General features: G+C 62.7%; 15 protein-coding genes. 9 read left to right on the plus strand and 6 right to left on the minus strand.

Translation table 11 applies throughout. The annotated features are described in order from the left end of the window. Window positions 1–1,397: 1,397 nt before the first annotated feature. The gene (locus tag Q0863_RS16985) at window positions 1,398–1,649 is read right to left on the minus strand and encodes a helix-turn-helix transcriptional regulator (protein ID WP_298581263.1); all 252 of its coding nucleotides are present in this window, start codon (window positions 1,647–1,649) and stop codon (window positions 1,398–1,400) included. Between the two features lie 125 nt (window positions 1,650–1,774). Between Q0863_RS16985 and Q0863_RS16990 the strand changes: the two genes are divergently transcribed. The 3 genes from Q0863_RS16990 to Q0863_RS17000 all read left to right on the plus strand — a co-directional run bounded on the left by Q0863_RS16990 (window position 1,775) and on the right by Q0863_RS17000 (window position 4,172). Further along, a complete protein-coding gene (locus Q0863_RS16990) occupies window positions 1,775–2,011 on the plus strand; it encodes a hypothetical protein (RefSeq protein WP_298581265.1) in 237 nt (78 codons plus the stop codon). After that, window positions 2,004–3,308 carry a DUF3596 domain-containing protein gene (locus tag Q0863_RS16995; RefSeq protein ID WP_298581267.1) on the plus strand — a complete coding sequence of 435 codons (1,305 nt, stop codon included), beginning with the start codon at window positions 2,004–2,006 and terminating at the stop codon, window positions 3,306–3,308. Before Q0863_RS16990 ends, Q0863_RS16995 begins: the two co-directional genes overlap by 8 nt. Before the next feature lie 72 nt (window positions 3,309–3,380). Then, window positions 3,381–4,172, plus strand: a complete 792-nt coding sequence (locus Q0863_RS17000) for an HD domain-containing protein (protein WP_298581268.1) — start codon at window positions 3,381–3,383, stop codon at window positions 4,170–4,172. Between the two features lie 171 nt (window positions 4,173–4,343). On the opposite strand, the gene Q0863_RS17005 is transcribed toward Q0863_RS17000, so the two are convergent. After that, window positions 4,344–5,057 (minus strand): hypothetical protein, encoded by a 714-nt coding sequence (locus Q0863_RS17005; protein ID WP_298581270.1) that lies wholly within the window; start codon window positions 5,055–5,057, stop codon window positions 4,344–4,346. Between the two features lie 70 nt (window positions 5,058–5,127). Further along, entirely contained in the window at window positions 5,128–5,370 is a 243-nt protein-coding gene (locus Q0863_RS17010) for a hypothetical protein (RefSeq protein WP_298581272.1), read from the minus strand. Between the two features lie 243 nt (window positions 5,371–5,613). Here Q0863_RS17010 and Q0863_RS17015 point away from each other — a divergent pair, with 243 nt between their 5' ends. From Q0863_RS17015 to Q0863_RS17030, 4 genes are all read left to right on the plus strand, one after another. After that, window positions 5,614–5,919, plus strand: a complete 306-nt coding sequence (locus tag Q0863_RS17015; RefSeq protein ID WP_298581273.1) for a hypothetical protein — start codon at window positions 5,614–5,616, stop codon at window positions 5,917–5,919. A gap of 95 nt (window positions 5,920–6,014) precedes the next feature. Next, a complete protein-coding gene (locus Q0863_RS17020; RefSeq protein WP_298581275.1) occupies window positions 6,015–6,266 on the plus strand; it encodes a hypothetical protein in 252 nt (83 codons plus the stop codon). A gap of 209 nt (window positions 6,267–6,475) precedes the next feature. Further along, on the plus strand, window positions 6,476–6,862 hold the full coding sequence (locus Q0863_RS17025) for a hypothetical protein (protein WP_298581277.1): 387 nt from the start codon (window positions 6,476–6,478) through the stop codon (window positions 6,860–6,862). A gap of 239 nt (window positions 6,863–7,101) precedes the next feature. After that, complete coding sequence (locus Q0863_RS17030) at window positions 7,102–7,710, plus strand: hypothetical protein (RefSeq protein WP_298581279.1); 609 nt, start codon at window positions 7,102–7,104, stop codon at window positions 7,708–7,710. Window positions 7,711–7,832: 122 nt separating this feature from the next. Here Q0863_RS17030 and Q0863_RS17035 read toward each other — a convergent pair whose 3' ends face one another. Then, on the minus strand, window positions 7,833–8,399 hold the full coding sequence (locus Q0863_RS17035) for a hypothetical protein (protein WP_298581281.1): 567 nt from the start codon (window positions 8,397–8,399) through the stop codon (window positions 7,833–7,835). Between the two features lie 538 nt (window positions 8,400–8,937). Between Q0863_RS17035 and Q0863_RS17040 the strand changes: the two genes are divergently transcribed. Together Q0863_RS17040 and Q0863_RS17045 are read left to right on the plus strand one after the other, a co-directional pair. Next, window positions 8,938–9,642 (plus strand): thermonuclease family protein, encoded by a 705-nt coding sequence (locus Q0863_RS17040; protein ID WP_298581283.1) that lies wholly within the window; start codon window positions 8,938–8,940, stop codon window positions 9,640–9,642. Window positions 9,643–9,723: 81 nt separating this feature from the next. Beyond that, on the plus strand, window positions 9,724–10,686 hold the full coding sequence (locus Q0863_RS17045; protein ID WP_298581284.1) for a hypothetical protein: 963 nt from the start codon (window positions 9,724–9,726) through the stop codon (window positions 10,684–10,686). 494 nt (window positions 10,687–11,180) lie between these two features. On the opposite strand, the gene Q0863_RS17050 is transcribed toward Q0863_RS17045, so the two are convergent. Next, complete coding sequence (locus Q0863_RS17050; RefSeq protein ID WP_298581286.1) at window positions 11,181–11,927, minus strand: hypothetical protein; 747 nt, start codon at window positions 11,925–11,927, stop codon at window positions 11,181–11,183. 134 nt (window positions 11,928–12,061) lie between these two features. Continuing rightward, a complete protein-coding gene (locus Q0863_RS17055; protein ID WP_298581288.1) occupies window positions 12,062–17,092 on the minus strand; it encodes a hypothetical protein in 5,031 nt (1,676 codons plus the stop codon). Window positions 17,093–17,249: the final 157 nt, after the last annotated feature.

Consider the following 17,249-nt stretch of genomic DNA (forward strand, 5'->3'; position numbering starts at 1 on the left):
GTCATCCAACCGCGCGGGCCTCCGCAGGGATGCGGGGGCTGCTGGTCTGAATCTCCAGCTCCGCCAGACGCTCACGAGCGCGCAGGGCCTCCGCACCGCGCCACGTCTGCCCGGCCAGCCATCGCAGGCGCCGTAGCTCCGCGTGCGCGTGAAGGGCCGCGTAGTGGCGCCTTGCCCATGTCTCGCACCCTGCCCGGCCAGACTCGTAGGTCCTGCAGTCCCGCGTGACGGCCAGGCGCCCCGGAAAGTGCAGCCGGGCGAACCAGCTGCCGTCCACCCGCTCGACCATCCGGGCGACCTCCGTCCCGCCCACATAGAGCGCGTCGCGGGGGCCGGTTCCGGCAGGGCCGGTAGGTGGGAGCCATCGGAGTTCCATCCCGGCAGCCTATCCATGGCCGTTTCACCGACCGAGACTGAGAAGGTCATCTCCTACCGGAGCATCTTTCTGATCGATAGCGGCAAGTTGGCACCCAGCGCGCCGTCGCAATACACGCGTACTCCGTGCAGTCTAGCTTCGGGTGCGGTGCGACCAGGTCCGCCCGATGGGCCCGTCGATCGAGATACCAGCGCGTGTGGCGAATGCTGACCGCTGAGTCGGAAGCGATTAGGTCTGCAACCGGCCAGATGCGGACCACGTCTTCGTGCTCTGAAAAGTATGGTGCGGACCGGCAGCCATTGGAGACGGTTTAGGATCTGCTCCGAAAGGGCCAGTCTCAAGCTGCCCCGAGAACTTCCAAGACGGAAGCTTGCAAGTTTCTACTCATGTCCAGCGTCGCGATGGAGGACCGCGTTCGACCCTCGTCGGCCAGACTATCTAGTTTGAGATTGATTGCAGGGCAGCGATGAGGTCTCCACCCAGCACTGTCAGAGCATCAAGGTAGGTCCCGGCGGCTAGACTCCAGAAGAAACTGCACCCACGACTTAACCTCTGCGTGCGAGATCGTTCTACCGGCGTCTACATCCGCAAGTCCGAGCAGAATTAGTTGATGTTTCTCTTCATCTGACAGGTCTGGCAGAGCCGTGATCAGGTCAGGAATGGATGAGTTCATTCTGAAGGCTCCGTTATCCCTTGCGAAGTCACTATAGCGCCCCGGGACAGATGATCGAGAGCGGGCCGCTTGGGGTCGAAAGCTGTTTCCGGCCGCCCCCCCGACAACTCTGTCTAATCGCCGACCCTGTCGTCAGTGTCAGCAGCCGCCATCGACCAGAGCGACGATCGCGCTGTCCTCTTCATAAGGCGAGATCAGTCACTGCTGGCACCTAAAGTCTGCTCGATGGCGTGAGTAACATTTCGAGGTGGAATCCAGCGAGCTTGTGACGCGCCCCTTGTCCCTTCGAACACCTTCTCCCCCTGTTCGTGCCCCGCGCAGCGACACCCGCGATAGTCCCGCGCCGTCTCATGTTGCGATATCGGGATGATCAGCGGGACCATCCGGTACGTGTTCCACCAGATCCTCGATGCGGCAGCCGAAGAACGTGCAGAGCTTGTCAAGAACATCCGTCTGGACGTTCGCTCCGTGGTGGTTGGCCAGCTTGGACAAGGTCATGCGGTTGAGCCCCGTGGCGGCGGCGATCTCCTGGAGCTGAAGGCGCCTCCGCTCTCGAAACTCCAAGTCCGCGATCCGCTCCCTCAGCTTGAATCTTAACATTAGCTGAACCTCGATTACTTTGGTTATCACTTGACGTTCATTATCGTCATGCACCGTGTACCATCGGCTTCAAGTGATCATCTTGATGATCATGAGATAGCAGATCTCTACATAGGAGTGTGATGATGAGCAGGGAATACCTTACCACCGAACAATTGGCGGAACGGATCCATTACGACGTCCGGACCATCCGTGATCGCCTGAAGGACAGCGTGCTGCTGGAGGGCATCCATTACATCCGTCCGTTCGGCGGACGGAAGCTCCTCTTCATCTGGGAGTCGATCGAGAACGACATCGCCAGCTTTTCGCTGGGCCGCGGCCCTCTGATTCCCATGGCCAACGGCGGCATCGCCCATGGCTAAGGTCCGGACCCGTCGCGAGACGGGCACGCTGCTCGTTGATTTCCAGTACCGGGGCAGGAGGTGCCGTGAGCAGACCGCTTTGCCAGACACCCCCGGCAATCGCAAGTTGCTCGAGGCTCTGGCCAAGCGCATCGAAAGAGCCATGGTCAAGGGCACGTTCGTTTACGCCGACTTCTTTCCGGACAGCCCACGCGCCAAGGACACCGAGGAGACGGCGCCGGCAACCACAGCCCGAGTGAGCGGAACGACGCAGTCGTGTCCGACGTTCGGTGAGTTCGCGGAAACTTGGTTCCTCGAGTCGGAACCGCGTTGGCGTGGGCAGTACAGGATCGAGGTTCGCCGAACCTTGGACGGGCTCATTGTTCCCGGCTTGGGCGAGATGCGGCTCGACTCGATCGACCGAGGCCACCTGCTTGGCTTTCAGGCTGAAGTGGCCAAACGGCAGGGCCGCGCGGGCAATTCGCTGTCAGGGCGGCGTGTGAACAAGATCATGGGTCTGGTTAGGTCAGTCCTCAACGAAGGCTGTGACCGGCATGGACTCCAGTCGCCGGGACGGACGCTCAAGCGACTCAAGCAAGGCCGGAGCGAGGTCCTCCCGTTCTCGCTGGAGGAAGTGGACCTCCTGACCACTCGGGTCAGGGAGGACTACCGCCCCTATTTGACCGTTCGACTACTCACGGGGCTTCGGACTGGCGAAGCCGACGGACTCCAGTGGCAGGACGTCGACTTCCAGGCAGGCAGTTTCCGGGTGGAACGTACCCATTCCCGGAACGGCGATGGAGGCACGAAGACCGAGGGGTCCAAGCGGACCATTCCGATGGTGCCCCAGGTACGAGCGGCCCTCGAAGTCCAGCGGGAACGGACTGTCGAGGGCTGCCCATGGGTGTTTCACAGCAAGCTGGGAAACCCCATCGACGCGGTCAACTTCACCAATCGCGTCTGGTACCCGCTGCTGCGCAACCTGGGGCTGAAGCACCGGCCGCCGTACCAGATGCGTCATACCGCGGCAACCCTGATGCTGGCCGCCGGAGAGAACCCGGAATGGGTGGCGAACGTTCTCGGCCACTCCACTACCGAAATGCTGTTCCGGGTCTATTCGCGATTCGTGCCCAATCTGACGCGCAGCGATGGCCTCGCGTTCGCTGGTCTTGTGAACGGCCACTTGGGTAGACGCGTCCCGACGCCGGCACCGGCGTCGCCGGACGAGAACGCTGAAGCCGCACGCGCGCTCGCGGTGCTGCAAGCGTTGTCACCCAAGCAGATGGCGGCCCTGCTCGCCATCACCAAGACGTCCTGAATCACAAGCGGAGGAATTCCAATGCTCAATACAAATCTTGTCGCGCCCGCAACCCGGAGGTTCCCCGCAATCGTGGAGGTCATCCATGGTCACGACTCCGACAAAGGCCTGCGCTGCCGCATCTACCACCACCAAGGTTGGCAGGAAGCTTGGACGTGGCTGTCGGTGAGCACCGCCTTTCCCGGCCCTCTGCTGCGTGGAGTGGCCACCACTCTGGAAAGCGGGCGGCACTTGGACGACACCGTGCTGCTCAGCTTCTGCGAAGAGATCGAACCTACGTTATCCGCGGTGTTGCCTGACCGGCTCTGCCCGATCGCAGGTGTCGTTGGCCAAGTGGCCCAACTCGTCGACGGCTTGGAAAGCGCGGCCCTGCGTCGATTCGTGACGCGAGCTCTGCTCCGCCGGGACGCTCTGCATGAATATTGGACGAGCCCGGCATCCTGGCGGAACCACCACGCCTATCCGGGCGGTCTGGCCCAACACTCTCTAGAGGTCGCAACACTGGTGGCCAGCGCCAATGGGCTCCGGGACGAAGACCGGGAGCAGGGAATCGCGCTCGCTCTACTGCACGATTACGGCAAGATCTGGTGCTACCGCCCACCGACGCACGAGTCGATCCCGTCGAGCCGGCATGAGGCCTACGGACTGGAGCAGCTCGACAGTCTCCTGGACGCTCTCACGTGGGAGGAACCTCTGCTCGGAGCACAGATGCGCGAGCTCCTCGGTGGGAGGCGCGCTGCCCGAGCGACGACGTATCCCTTGGCTATCGGTCGAATCGTCCGCTCGTTCGATGAGATGAGTTGCGAGATGACGCGGAAGAATGACCAAGGTCAGAAAACTCCAGACTGGCGCGTGCCCTTCTGACGCGCCTCACCGCATCGCCTTAGCAGCAAGAGTTCTTCCAGAGAATCTTGCAGGACAGGTCTCACCGCCTGCGACGGCATCGCTGCACGGATGTGTTCGGCCGGCCACGCCTGCGCGTGTGCAGCAGCGGGCGATCAGGGTCAGCGCTTGAACGCACTGGCGATGTCTTGCTCAAAGCGGCGCGAGGAACTTCTGCGAGTCGCTCAAGACCTGGGTGTAGACGCGGCCCCATTCGGCGTCATCCTCGATTGGGACTTGGCCGTTGCATATCTGCGCTTGGCCATGAAACAGCTGGCAGCCAATCGTGAAGTTGGCAGACTCCAGCATGTCCAGCCGCAGCATCAGTTCGTCGTACCTGGCCTGGGACAAGGCCGGCTCGTCAAGCTCGGCGGTGACTTCTTTCGCAGCAGTCCCGATCGCTTCGTGTATTTCAGCGAGCACCCTCATCCGGGCGACGGGATCGTCAGCCTGCACGATGGGAGCTGGCTCAGCCTGTGGCACAGCATGGCCGTCTCCCGGACTCGCCATGGGAGTGCGTTCGATTGGCTCGTCTGCCTGCGCCGACAGCTTCTCCTGCTCGGCCACAAATTCGCCCAAGGCATTCCCAGCGGCGAGGAGCATGGCAACGGTGATCGCCATGCTGATCCAGAATCCAGGCGACGGGCCTGCTCCCGGGGCACCGAAGAACTGGTCCAGGGCAAAGAAGTTCCGAGTTCCGTGATTAGTCCAGAGACTGATCGCCGCTACGAGTAATAGCCCAGCCGGCAGCCAGAAGATCGACTTGGCTTCGGTCAGTGCCCCAGTGGCGATGAGCGCGGACAGGGACACGAAGGGGATTGCCCAATGCCTCGCCGACTTCCACGTGCTGCCGCGGCTCTCATCCATCGTAATGTTCCTTCTCGCGCGCTGCGCGCGCAGGCGCCCGCAGGCTGGTCAGGGGTGAGTGAGCGGCGCGTCATGTCCCGGACGATGGCCTTGGCGGCTGACGATCGCTACCTACGCCTTTTCGTGCGTACTTGAATACCCCGCCAAGCGCGAAAGCGACCAGCCCTGGCCACCACGGATTGAACCCGTCAAATGCAGGGTCCAGTGTGCGCTGTGCGTTCCACGCGAACAGAAGATAGGCCGTGAGCAACACCCCGACGATGTTGCACAGGTACTGACCGGTGACGAACGCCGCGCCAAGCAAACGTCTCATGGGACCCCCTTTCGCATTTCCTCGCCGGGCCGGCATCGGCCGGCGCACCAGTACAAGCGCCTAGGCGCTTTGATGGCTCGACCTTCGAGGTGACGGAATCGGTAGCCAATACAGGACACGGCAGCCCCAACCCATGTACCGCCCGTCACGCCTGCGGCTCACGCGACTAAGTTTCTGGGTCCGGCCCATCTCGCAGCTAGTTCGTCCTGCCGCAGTCCGCGGCGCCACTACGAGGAAAGCCAGATGGCCAAACGGGCCGAGTCCGGCTACTGGGCCATGCGCGCGCCGGTGCTCTCCACCGCGCACCTTGCCGCCGCAGTCTCCGAGCAGCTGCACAGCACGCTTGCCGGCGAGGAGTTCTTCGACACGCCCTGCATGATGGGCAGCCACGGTGCGATGCTCTATTGCTCAGACATCGAGAACCTGCCCGAGGAAGCGCCGCAGTGCATGCGCGACGGCCTGGCGTGGGGCAAGCATCAAGGCTTCAACTGGGTGCGGCTGAATGCCGATGGGGACGTCGTCGCAGGCCTGCCGGAGTTCATCTGGTGAGCGGCCGGTGCTCGCGGTCTACCTGGTCGAGTACCGCATCGAGCTGGAGGGGCCGGTGGCCCAGCGGTTCCAATGTTGGGCCGAGGATGCCGCGCATGCCCTGGAGCAGTGCCAGGACGCATACCCCGACGCGACCTTGTTGTCGGCTTTCCCCCAAAGGCGCTTCGTCCGGCCCGGACGGTACAGCCGGCTTCTGGGTCATCCGCGTCGCCGACGCCCCAAAAGACCTGTGGTCCAACGCGGACGGCTGGACGAGCGGTCCGGACTTCACCGTGTTCGACGGCACCGACAGCGGCCTGCACCTTCCCATCGGTGGTGAATGGGTTCGGCTGCGCATAGCGGCATGAGCAAGGCCTGCCTGCCAGATAGTGCCGGGATCAACCCCCATCTATACGGGCAACGCACCGCGAAGCCGTCGCTCGGAACTGATCATCCGATGCCGCATGGGACTCCAAGGACCGCCGGGCCATGGTCGCGCTTGCCGGCCCCATACGCACGGGCATACGCTCCTCGCCAGGCCAGAACCCGGCCCTTCTTTTTTTCCTGGAGAGAGCCGATGGCGCAATGCAACTTCTGCGATACCTACACCTCAAGTGATGTTTGCCCGAGCTGCCGTGCGGCCCGCGGTTTGCCTCAGGAGTCCGTGGTCAGGGAACAAGCTGTGGCGCCATTTCGCCAAGTCGATGATCCGACTTCTCAGGAGGGGGAAACGGCGAAGCTCATCGGTACTGTGATCCTCTGGCTGAGCGTGATCGCCGGCATCATGACCGCCTTCTTCTTTGGTCGCGTGACCGTTCCCAAAGGTCCCTACAGCACCGAGGAGGTCTGGAATTCAACGATCGTGATCTTCTGCATAGCCGCTGGACTTAATGGCGCCTTCTTTGGCTACCTGTTGTCCAAGGTGGGCAGCGTCCTGATCCGGCTCCAGAAGCTCACAGCCTAGAACCGACTGTCCGAACCGACCGCCGTACCGGCGGCTCTGATTTGCTTCGACGCCCAGGACGCCCGGGCGTTCGCAAGTTTGGCCTCTGCCAACGCACGACCTCCTGACTTTCCGGCGCCGGTGATCTCGCATGTTGGCGAGACTCCCACCGGACGAGCCATGACCAATGAACACGACCACTGACAGCCAGACCGATCGACACCGCCGCATTGCTGCCTGCCTGCGCGCCGGCGAGTAGGATGGAAGGGCAGATCGTCGGGGGACGCAAGCTGGAGAATCCAAACCAGTTTGACGTCTTCAGCGCTGGTGCTAGCCGCGAAGAAGCAGTCGCCTCGTATCAGGATCGTGTCGCTACGCTCAGCGCGACCGACAAGTTCTACTTCCGTGGTAGCGGCGAATGGGTCGATGTCGATAGTGGCGTCATGCTCAAGCTATCCAACCAGCACTTCACCAATAGCTTGGGCTTTCTGGCAGGACCTAACGTCGTGACCCGCACCTACGGGGTCGGCATTCATCGCGTTAACCCCAGTGGACTCGCGTTTTTCATCCCACTGACCGCTGAGGAGATCGCAAGCCAAGCGGGCCCGAGCTGGAATGCCAAAGACACATACTTCAATGAGAACTGGAGTACTGTCTTCTATCGCGTAACACGCGTACGACCCTGCCGCCGCGACATGTACCTGATCAACGTCGTCGTAGATGAAGTCAGGTATCACTTGGGGCGCTATGCGAACTCACCGTATCGATCATGGACGCCGGGCAGCGAACACACTCTGCCGATCGGGGTTCCAAAGAACGCCCGCGCAAGTGGATATGAAATCGTCCCTGAGCAACACTGCACGACATAGATCGACGCGCTAGCAAGATGCTCCTCGAGCCAGCGGAGATTTGCCGAATGAGAATCGAAGCTTAGAGGGCGGGAAGCACGTCTACACGAAGAGGGGCCGCCTGGTGCGGCCCTTCCTCGTTACTAGTCGGCTTGTGCGGGCTGTGGGCGCTTGAACTTGATATTGCCTTCCTGATCTCGGACCACGTAACCGTTCTCGTCGTACTCGTAGTCGTCAAGGAAAATGGTCCCGTACCGGGAGATCGCCGCCGCGCGGAGGTCTTCCTTGGTCATCGGCTTATGCATCTCGGACTTGGAGTGGAATATCCATTTCACATGCCCGGTCTTGGGATCACGCACTGGGTAGGGCGCGTCTTTCCGTGAGAGTGGTTTCGCGGTGGCCGCAAGCAACGTATTGCCGAATCCGAACACGAGCGGCACGAGCGTGGCCAAGACCCCCCCGCCCATGAAGAGCCCGATGGTGATTGAACTCATCCAGTTCGGCATCGGAAGGTCCAGCATCATCGCGGCCACGGCGCACAAGATGGCGATCAGGAGCGCTAAGAAACCCCACGCAAAGCCTCTCAGGAAGCCCTTCGGCTTCCATTCACTGTAGTTGCCCGTGGACAGCATTCGCTCACGACGCGCATGTCGGAAGCAGATCCAAAACAGGAAGGCCGATGCCGTCCAGGGCAGGATGGCGAGGTGCATGCCGCGTTCCGAGCCTGCCGCTCCGACTAAGATCAGAACAACCGCCACCAGCATGAAGGGTACTGTGCCCAAAATATTCTCCTCACAATTGCGTCCGTGCGTGCGCCTTGTCCCGCACGGACGATCGTCTGACAATAGTAGCGGCAGCTACACCGTTTACTGAAGGTCGGGCTTGGCCTGAGATGTGTCGATGTTGGCGACAAGCCGCCCAAGCCGATGGCCGGAAATCGAGAGCGTGGACGACACCGACGAACCGTCCTGCTCAGCCCACGAATCGATGCTCAAGCAGGCATGGCCGGTCAATCAATCGGTGAGCTTGCTCGCGGTGGAACTGCTCTGGACGCTGATGCGCTAGGGCTGGACCGACTACCACGGCGCGACGTTCCAGCTTGCGCCAATGCGTACCTCGCCACTGATGGTGGACCTCACGACATGGTCCTTCGTGGGCGATGAGGCCGAGCCGAAGCTGGCAAAGGCCGCCTGATCAGATAGCGGTTGCGATGCCGGGCGCGCCCCGGCGTCGCTTACCCTGTCCTGCATGACACATCGCCACAGCCGCCGTCCTGCACGGACATCCACTGCGCACCTCCTCGCTGTCCTCCTGCTCTGCCTGGTTGTCGCACCTGCCCACGCCGAGATCGCAGGCCGAGCCAGCGTGGTCGATGGCGATACGCTGGACGTGCGGGGCACCCGCATCCGCCTGTACGGCATCGACGCGCCTGAATCCGACCAGCGCTGCACCCAGCCCGATGGGACAAGCTGGAGGTGCGGCCAACGCTCGGCGCTGGAGCTTGACGCACTGATCGAGGATCGCCCGGTCCGGTGCGTGCCGCGCAGCACGGATCGCTACGGTCGCGCCGTCGCCGAGTGCTGGCTCGGTGGACAGTCCATCAACCGCTGGATGGTGGCCCAGGGCTGGGCGACTGCCTATCGGGAGTATTCCCAGCAGTTTGTGGCCGACGAGAAGTCCGCCCGGGCGTCGCGGCGCAACCTGTGGTCGGGCACGTTCGAGGCACCTGCAGACCACCGTCGAGGACGGACCAATGCAGCGGCGCGCCCGCCCGCGCAGGCGCCGCGGCCGTCATGTCGCATCAAGGGCAACTTCAGCTCGTCCGGCCGCATCTACCACTCCCCCGGCCAGCGCGACTACGACAAGACGGTGATCGATCCGGCTGCCGGTGAGCGCTGGTTCTGCTCATCCGCCGAAGCCCAGGCAGCCGGTTGGAGGCCGGCGCAGCGCTAGCACCGGATCCGATCTGGATCGCCCACTACCTGCGTTCTCGACCGGGCTATACACTCGCCGCGGGGAAACGGGGAGATCGCCGTGGGGACGATCTACAAGCTGCTGGGCATCGTGGCGCTGCTGGCGGGAGCCTGGCTGCTCCACTCGTTCTACGTCTCGTACGAGGTCAACTCGGAGGCGTCCGTTCTCTCCTGGACAAGCACGCGCGGTGTCCACGCTCGCTATCTAGACCACCTGGCGAAGCTCAATGTCCGGCCTGAGCGGGAGCAGCGGCGCTACAACCCGCACTACGGAGCTGGCTTCCCGTCGTACCGTGATAACCCCGCAAACGGCTGCCGGCTGCTTCGAGAGCCGCTGCCGGGCACACCTAAATGGGCGGTTGAGGGATTCAAAGAACACCCGCGCAACTATCGCTGTGAGCGCCCTTGGCCGGTCCCGCCGTTCGATGAGTTCGTCTTTCCAGCTGTGACTTACGACGACGCTTTGGCGACAGCCAGAGTGGCTCATCCGACCTCTCGCACCGGAATGGTGCCGTCGCGTGCCTCAGCGGGCGATTCGCCCGGTCCGGAACACAGGACCTCCACCCTGTGGCTGGGGGTGATCGCTCCGGCAGCTATGATTTTCGCCGCGCTCGCGCTTCTCATCTCGATCTTTGGCTCATGGCGGCGCGGCCGCGCACAATCCCGGCCAGCCCTCCCGGCCGCTCCGATCATCGCCACCTACGCTCCGAAGCGCGCTGTGGCCCTGCCGGATCGTCTGAAGGCTGCTTTCGGCAACGATCTGCCCGTGAGCGTTGGCGACGCGAGCCGTGATAGCCCCCTGGTCATCACCGAGAAAGTGGACTACGTGTCCATCGAGTACGCCGTCGCCAAGTTCCTGATGACTGGCCAGGAGTGGAAGAAGGAGCGGCAGAACCTGTTGCGGATGGACGGCAGGTTCGTCGACGAGCTGGTCTTCTCTGTGCGGGAAAACGGCGATGGTCAGTGGGAAGAGTGCTCGTTCTTCTTCGACATCACTGCCGGTTACAAGCAGGCCAAGGCGTAGCGGGTGCCACACCAGGTGACCGGTCCCGCACGGATATCAGTGTCGGCGTTTGGGCCGAGGCTCCGACATGGACTGCACCACCTCGCGTACCAGATCCGGAAGTTGATCCAGGAGGTCCTGAGACGGCTCCGAAGTTTTGCTCTCGAGCTCGCCACCTGCAAGTTGCATTAGCTCGTCCAGGACCATGATCTGGGCGAAGTATGCGAGCGTCAGCAGCACGCTCGCCCAGGCGTAGGCGGGCGAGAACAGGGCGCCGAATGAGGGCCGCAGAGCATGCGCGCCGACCGGCGGAAGCGCGGCCACCTCGACTCAACAGGCACGAAGACAAAGTGGCGAAGCAGTTAGTCTTCAGTAATCACCTTTCCGCGCCTCCGGATGGCAGCAGGCCGATCCGAACGCCTTCAACAGTCGCGCGGTTCGTACTGACTAGCGAATGTAGGACTCCCTCCGAAACTTTCGATAGATGCAAGCTTGAAACGATTAATCATTCGCCGTCAAAGTAGCGAGCGCTGTACTTCCAACAGGGTGAATGCGGCATTCATCAAGAATTCCTTTCCGTCTCGCTCATCCAGCGTGCCGCGAACCCGCACACCCTTCTTTCTCAGCTCGTGCAGGGCGTCTTCGTCTCCACCCTCCAGAAAGATTGGTCGATTATGTCCTTTGACATAGATCAGGACGTTGCCCTTGTCGCCACCAACTGCCAAGAGCATGTTGTCGACCACCTTGACCTTCTCCTTCCCAGCACGCAACACGCTGAGTTCGGCGGGAGTGAGCAGAGGTAGCCTATGCGTTTGGTCCATGCCGCGCAGAAGAAGCGCCACCGTGTACCCCGCGCCATTGATCTGTGCGAGCGCTTCGTGAAACGCCAAGTGCTTCGAGCTGAGCCCGAGCTCGCCGGCAAGTTTCGGCGTCGGCTGCTGGGCATTCGCGCGAATGAGCTCTACCTCCTCCGTGTACACACTCAGCCAATCAAGTCGGGGGTCGCCAGTCGGTGAGAGCAGTGCGAGCTGCTCCACGACATTCCACTGACAGTCGATCTGGCAACCGCCAGGCGAAGCGAGGACAAGTTCCGAAAGGACTTGGAAGCCCACCTGCTTCGCGCCGCTATCGCGCAAACCCTCTGCGAGAGCGGAAACTACAATTTCAATTCCAATTCTGCCCAGCCGGTCGCTATCCATTTTCAACGAGGAAACGGCGAAGGTTCCGAGGCGCTCGGGCTGGTTCGTGGAAGGGTCGGGCATTGGATCGTGTCTCCTAGGTTGTCCGTCTTCCCTAGGAGCCTAAAGGCTTGTATCTACGTCGCTTGACCGCAACCCCGTCTGTTATCGCATCGGTTGCGCGGCAAAAATGTCCGTCCCAGCATCGCCGGCCGCAACTACGCGCAAGAACGGCTTGGTTGCACCGCCAAATACGGGTCAGCCAGCGCTAGGGGGCGACCATTTTCAGCCAAGAGCTCCATGGCGTACCAAGTGATCCAAGCCACGCTCAGAACCCAGCGCAAGGCCTGGATCCCGCCATAAGTGGTGGCGCCCCCGCTCACCGGCACCGCAATGGCGAGACCCTGCTTTGTGAGTCGCACTTCAGCGTCAATGCCCCGCGCCCCCAGTACGCTTCGCAGTCCCTCGGCGTCGCTTCGGTCCTCGAAAACGCAGCTCCGCTCGCCTCTCTCCTGCAATGCCGACTCTACCCACCTACGCGCAAAAGACGAAAGCCGATTGTCTGGTTCATCAAGCAACGACTTGATTGCACGGGTTCCGTTGCCCCAGCGGGGTTCTCTCAGGTCAGCGCGTCCTCCTGACAGGGTGGTCCCCGTGCGCCCGCACAGCGTCCCGGTCGCCTTCTTCAGCGCCTCGGCGACTGGCACCGCCAATCCCAATTCGTCCGCGATGCGGGAAAGCTGGTCGGGCGTATGGTCTCCCTCCATCAGGGCGGGAAGCGCCCTTGCAACGCTCGCGCAGACAAGCGCCGACTTGAATGGCCGATACGGCGCCAAGGGTGCCGGACTGGATTCCTGCCAGTTGTTCTGAGGAGATGCCAACGCGGCAGCCACACGCAGTTCTGGCGTCAGCTCTGCGCTCCGCTGCCTGGCCCACCTGTGCCAACGCTGATCAAGCTGATTGACACTGACACCAGCGTAGGCCGCCAGATCGCGCCTGGTCGGCGCGAGTTCACCCCGGCCAATGACGTCGAGATATGTCGTGGGATCACCCAGGTATGAGGCAATAGGGGTCGTCATCAGGATATGCCCGGAGATCCGGGTGATGCGACCGACGTCCCTGGCCCTCGGCTCTTGCTGCCGGCGCACGCCGTCATGACGCTTCTGCAACCGGCGCTTCCTGAACCAGTAGCTCCGACCAGCACCATCTCGCGCCGACCACTTCACGAGCGCCGCTATCCTTTCCGTGATCCGTGACAGGGGGTAGCGAACGCCAAGCGGCGAGGTAGGCTGCTGGAACAGTGGAATCTGTCCCCACGCAGAGGGAGGGCTGGTTCTCCGAAGCCCATCGTACCAACCTGCAAACCAGTCCCGATGTTCCTGCCAGAGCCTCCCCTCCAGAGGAATGAAACCCAAAGAGGTGTTTGTCTTCACCGAGGCGAAGGGTCCCCGCGACTTGAGGTGGATGAAGTCGCCGGAGCTCGACAGATGGACGTCGGCCAGCGTGAGTCCGTAAACGGATCTGGGCCTGACTCCCGAGGCCTCCAGCATCAAGGCAGTCCCAAGCTGCGCTTGGCGGAAGCGCTGCTCAGCCGTGTCCCGCGGCGCTCCCTCCGAGTCCTGTTGATTGCTGAAGAGCTCGGAGATGATGCGCTTTGCCTCCTGGTCGTTCAGCACGGCAGGATCCGACCCCCGAATTCGACCTTCGCCGGCAAGGGCCTGAACGGACGTCAGGTTCGGGAGGGCGACACCGTGTCGCAACGATGCGAATCGCAGGAAGTCCGCTGCCGCGGCGAGCAAGTCCGCACGAACCTCAGCTCTCTCGGGCTCCACGGCCACGACGATGTGCGCGGTGAGCTCATCCTCCGTCAGGTCCGACATGCTTTGGGTCACAGGTAGAGCTCGGAGCGCCCTGGTGACGTAGTTGTACTTGCCATAGATGGTATCGAGTGCGAGTCCAACGCCCCGGGCGCCTTTGCGTTCGTCCAGCAGGTGAATCGCAAACTCCAGGATCAATCGCAACAAAGTTGGCATTGGGGCCAGGTTCGCAAGTTCATGCTTGACCGCCTTGCGCAGTTGCTGACGCCGGGGGCCGGGCGGGCGAGCGGGCGCGCCATCAATAGCTCCCGTGTAGTCCGGATCAAAGCCCTTCATCAGATGTTCGAGCTTGCGTCTTGTCTCCAGTCGCGGCCTGCCGGGAGGATTGGCGGCTGGTTGCGTGACCAGCGCTTCTTCTTCGTCGTCGTCCGGCCGTTCCTCGTCGGATGCGTTCCGGTCCGTGATGCTGAAGCCGTCATCCGCTGAAGCTGCCCGTTGAGCGGTGACAGTGGCTGGAGCGACCGCGCCGTCGAGGAGGATGCGCTGAGGTCCATCGAGTTCCGCAAAAGCAGCGACATGGAGTGTTTCGAACATTCGGTCCACCGCCTGCCTGGGGGAGAACTGCCCACACAGTTCCGGAAGACGTTCCTTAAGGAACGCTCCGACATTCGATCCTTTGTTCGCCACCAGCTCTGCAATTGCGGCATCCGCGCCCGACGTGATGGATACCCTGTTCTGGAGTATTGCCACCACACCTCCCACTGCCGCATGCCCGGACGCGAGCGGGATCCGTAGCACCCAAGGCCGGCTGGCGCTTCGTTCGGCTGCACGGAGCTTCGCAAGCACAGCCAGCGCGCTGTCAAGCGACCTGTGATGGGTATGACTGGCAATCGCCAGGAGCGTGATCACGGCCAGCGTCTCGGCCTGGCGCTCAATGGGCTCGTCCGCCAAGGATGCGGCAAGTCCCGCGAGCCGTTCCCGGAGCAACTGTGCATGGGTGACCGCCACGCCAATTCCGGGGATGAACGGACTTGGTTGCCCCGACGTCGTAAGCCTGACGAGCTTCGGCAAGTAGTGGACCTTGCACACTCCCGCCTTCGCCGCGCGCCTTAGAAGTGTGTCGAGGAGTTGCGCGGCCAGGTGGGCCTCTACTGGCTCGCTGGCTTTGAATCCACCAAGAACAGCCTCGACGAGGTCCTCGGTCACGGTCAGCTCCGAACCTTCACTAACTCGGACCAGGCTGACACTGCCGCCTATCGTGTGACGCCTGAGCGCGAGGCCGGCCTCCTCTTTTTCCAGGGTAGCCGCGAGCTTCTCGGTCACCCGGGGAAGTATCGTCCCCCGCCGCTCCAGGAGACCTTCGCGTAACTGGCTGTGCTGCTTCCGATGCTCGTCAAGATGAAGCCGTTGCGTTTCTTCGTGGGACTGGAGCCTCAGTGCAGCGTGGATCGACAGAGGATCCCTCGCCTCAGGGCCTCCGAGCCAGCCCATGGATTCGAGCCAAGAGTCGATCACCGAGCCAAGCGCAGGACCTAGCGAGAGAGGCGGATAAGGAGCAAAGTCTGAGACGGCGTGAGAGTCCGTCGCAACCCAGCCCATTTGGAAGTAGCGCAGCTCCGGATCCACCCCTGCCAGGGTGAGCGCCTCATTGAGGGCGTGACGGTGGAGGTTGTGGCGGATCGACCACGGCGGCGGAAGCTTGCGAAACAGTGCCGCCACATCGAGCGGCTCGGGGCTTCCATCGTCCCGGATCCCGGTAAACAGCGGCAGCTCTGAGCGAAGCAGTCCGTCGACGGCTCCGTGCGCCTCCTTCAGGGAGAAATCCTTGCGAATGCGCTTGAGGCTGCCAATGTACCGTTCCACCGCGCCCATGAACCGTTTCCCGGTTGCCACTAGGCGCGTCAGCCGCGAAGGATCGGTTTGCTTGTCCCGAATGAGGGCCATGCCTGCAACCGGGAACAGGTCGGCAATTCCCAGCCCACCCAACTGGATGGTTGGGCGGTGTCCAGTACACAAGGCGAAGGCGACCGCCAGCATGTCCCGCTCTGCCCCCAGTTCTGCCAGAAGCGTACTCGCCTTGGGGCGGCCACGAGACCGCCGGCTTTGTGACCCCAACATTTCCCAAGCTTCACTGAAGGGATTGCTGACCGGTCGTGCTCGGCTCCCGAGCCTGTAATCCGGCAGCGCGAGCCGACGGGCAGCAGCTTGGGTTCCCGTGACCTGGGAGTTCATTTCCGCGACATGAACGGCGATCGTCTCGGAACGGTGTCCGGCGTAGTACACGGGGGCGGCGCTTGCGCCGAACGTCTCACCGAACGTCAGTTGCGCGGCGTCAGCCCCGAGCGAGGCCGCCAGACCAGCCACCAGGCGTCGACGGTAGGCGAACGGCGTGATCCCGCCTTGCGGCCAAACCTCGGCAAGGCTGTCGCGGATCTGGCGTAAGGAATTCGACTCGTCTGGCAGAAAAAGTCCGCCGTGCCGGTCCGCATCCTCGCCTCGCGCTTGCTGGGACATGCGGAGCAGCGTCTGCAGTCTGGTAGACAGCGGCAAGAGGATGTCTCCACCGACCTCTGCCCAGAGATCCTGGTCATCTGGACCCGGTGAGAAGGCACTGGGTGGCCGCAGCTCAGGGCGACGCAAGACGCCCAGATCCAGATCGATGGCGAGCATCACGCCGTCCGTGGTGGAAGCGAAAACCAGCAGGTTCCCCTCCTTCGGAGCGAGACCTGTCTCTATGGCCAGGAGATGCAGCAGATGACCTTCCAAGGACTCGCGACTGGCGCCCGAAACCGCCTTCGCGCATTCGGAAGCCGTGCGCTCCCACAGTTCCTTAGCCACAAAGCTCGGAATGATGGAGTCGGGGTCGCGGCGCAGCTCCGCGGCGCCCCGTGCGCCCAGCTCACGAGCCAGTGCCTTGACTCTCCGTTGGATCAGGCTGCCCAGTTTCGCAGGGCCGCGCCATGGCTCGAGAACCTCAACCGGCTCGTCGTCCGGCTCGGCTGGATCTGCGGCGGGAGGGGCGCTGATCGGGTCCAAGAGCCCGATGCTCAGTGGCAGGTCTTCTTCCCCATCGTCGTCGGCCCGCGGGGTGCGGCGCATCAGGGTCGCCACCTTCGCGCCAAGCTCGTCCTGCCAGACGTCTTGGAACGTCTTGTGATTGGCGAGCCTCTGCCCGGGCTTCAGCTCCGCCAGAAGGCTGTCGACCTTGTTGTTCAGCGCCCGCAAGCCATCCACGTCCCCCAACGTGAGCGCGAGGTCATTCCTCTCCAGGCCGCGAAGCCAGCTGGAGATCTGTTCCGCAAGCTTCCCGCTGCCGGCAAGGTGGAGTTCGAACATCAACCAGCCAAAAGTGCGCTGCAGGGGCTCAGTGGGTTCAAGACGCAGCAGCGCGGTCGCCAAGGGATAGGCCTTCTCCAGACCTTGGGTCACCATCCGGCGCTCGCTACCGACAATGAGCGTGGGTCCGTACGTACAGCTGTACCCGCGGACCTGTCGGAAATGGTGGTGGGAGTCCTTGGGGGGACTCGCCAGCAACCTCACGATGCGCGAGGTCAGTGGTACCTCCCAGGCTGGCAGCGGCACCGGGATC

It is taken from the genome of uncultured Luteimonas sp., from assembly GCF_947492465.1.
Taxonomy (GTDB): domain Bacteria; phylum Pseudomonadota; class Gammaproteobacteria; order Xanthomonadales; family Xanthomonadaceae; genus Luteimonas.

What these genes read in the sequence shown, in the direction of transcription:
- Q0863_RS17010 (WP_298581272.1), bottom strand. Translation starts at nt 5,370, where the DNA reads ATGAGACGTTTGCTTGGCGCGGCGTTCGTCACCGGTCAGTACCTGTGC.
- Q0863_RS17050 (WP_298581286.1), bottom strand. Translation starts at nt 11,927, where the DNA reads ATGCCCGACCCTTCCACGAACCAGCCCGAGCGCCTCGGAACCTTCGCC.
- Q0863_RS17055 (WP_298581288.1), bottom strand. Translation starts at nt 17,092, where the DNA reads ATGGTGACCCAAGGTCTGGAGAAGGCCTATCCCTTGGCGACCGCGCTG.
- Q0863_RS17015 (WP_298581273.1), top strand. Translation starts at nt 5,614, where the DNA reads ATGGCCAAACGGGCCGAGTCCGGCTACTGGGCCATGCGCGCGCCGGTG.
- Q0863_RS17020 (WP_298581275.1), top strand. Translation starts at nt 6,015, where the DNA reads ATGCCCTGGAGCAGTGCCAGGACGCATACCCCGACGCGACCTTGTTGT.
- Q0863_RS16985 (WP_298581263.1), bottom strand. Translation starts at nt 1,649, where the DNA reads ATGTTAAGATTCAAGCTGAGGGAGCGGATCGCGGACTTGGAGTTTCGA.
- Q0863_RS17025 (WP_298581277.1), top strand. Translation starts at nt 6,476, where the DNA reads ATGGCGCAATGCAACTTCTGCGATACCTACACCTCAAGTGATGTTTGC.
- Q0863_RS17030 (WP_298581279.1), top strand. Translation starts at nt 7,102, where the DNA reads ATGGAAGGGCAGATCGTCGGGGGACGCAAGCTGGAGAATCCAAACCAG.
- Q0863_RS17005 (WP_298581270.1), bottom strand. Translation starts at nt 5,057, where the DNA reads ATGGATGAGAGCCGCGGCAGCACGTGGAAGTCGGCGAGGCATTGGGCA.
- Q0863_RS17035 (WP_298581281.1), bottom strand. Translation starts at nt 8,399, where the DNA reads ATGCACCTCGCCATCCTGCCCTGGACGGCATCGGCCTTCCTGTTTTGG.
- Q0863_RS16995 (WP_298581267.1), top strand. Translation starts at nt 2,004, where the DNA reads ATGGCTAAGGTCCGGACCCGTCGCGAGACGGGCACGCTGCTCGTTGAT.
- Q0863_RS16990 (WP_298581265.1), top strand. Translation starts at nt 1,775, where the DNA reads ATGAGCAGGGAATACCTTACCACCGAACAATTGGCGGAACGGATCCAT.
- Q0863_RS17040 (WP_298581283.1), top strand. Translation starts at nt 8,938, where the DNA reads ATGACACATCGCCACAGCCGCCGTCCTGCACGGACATCCACTGCGCAC.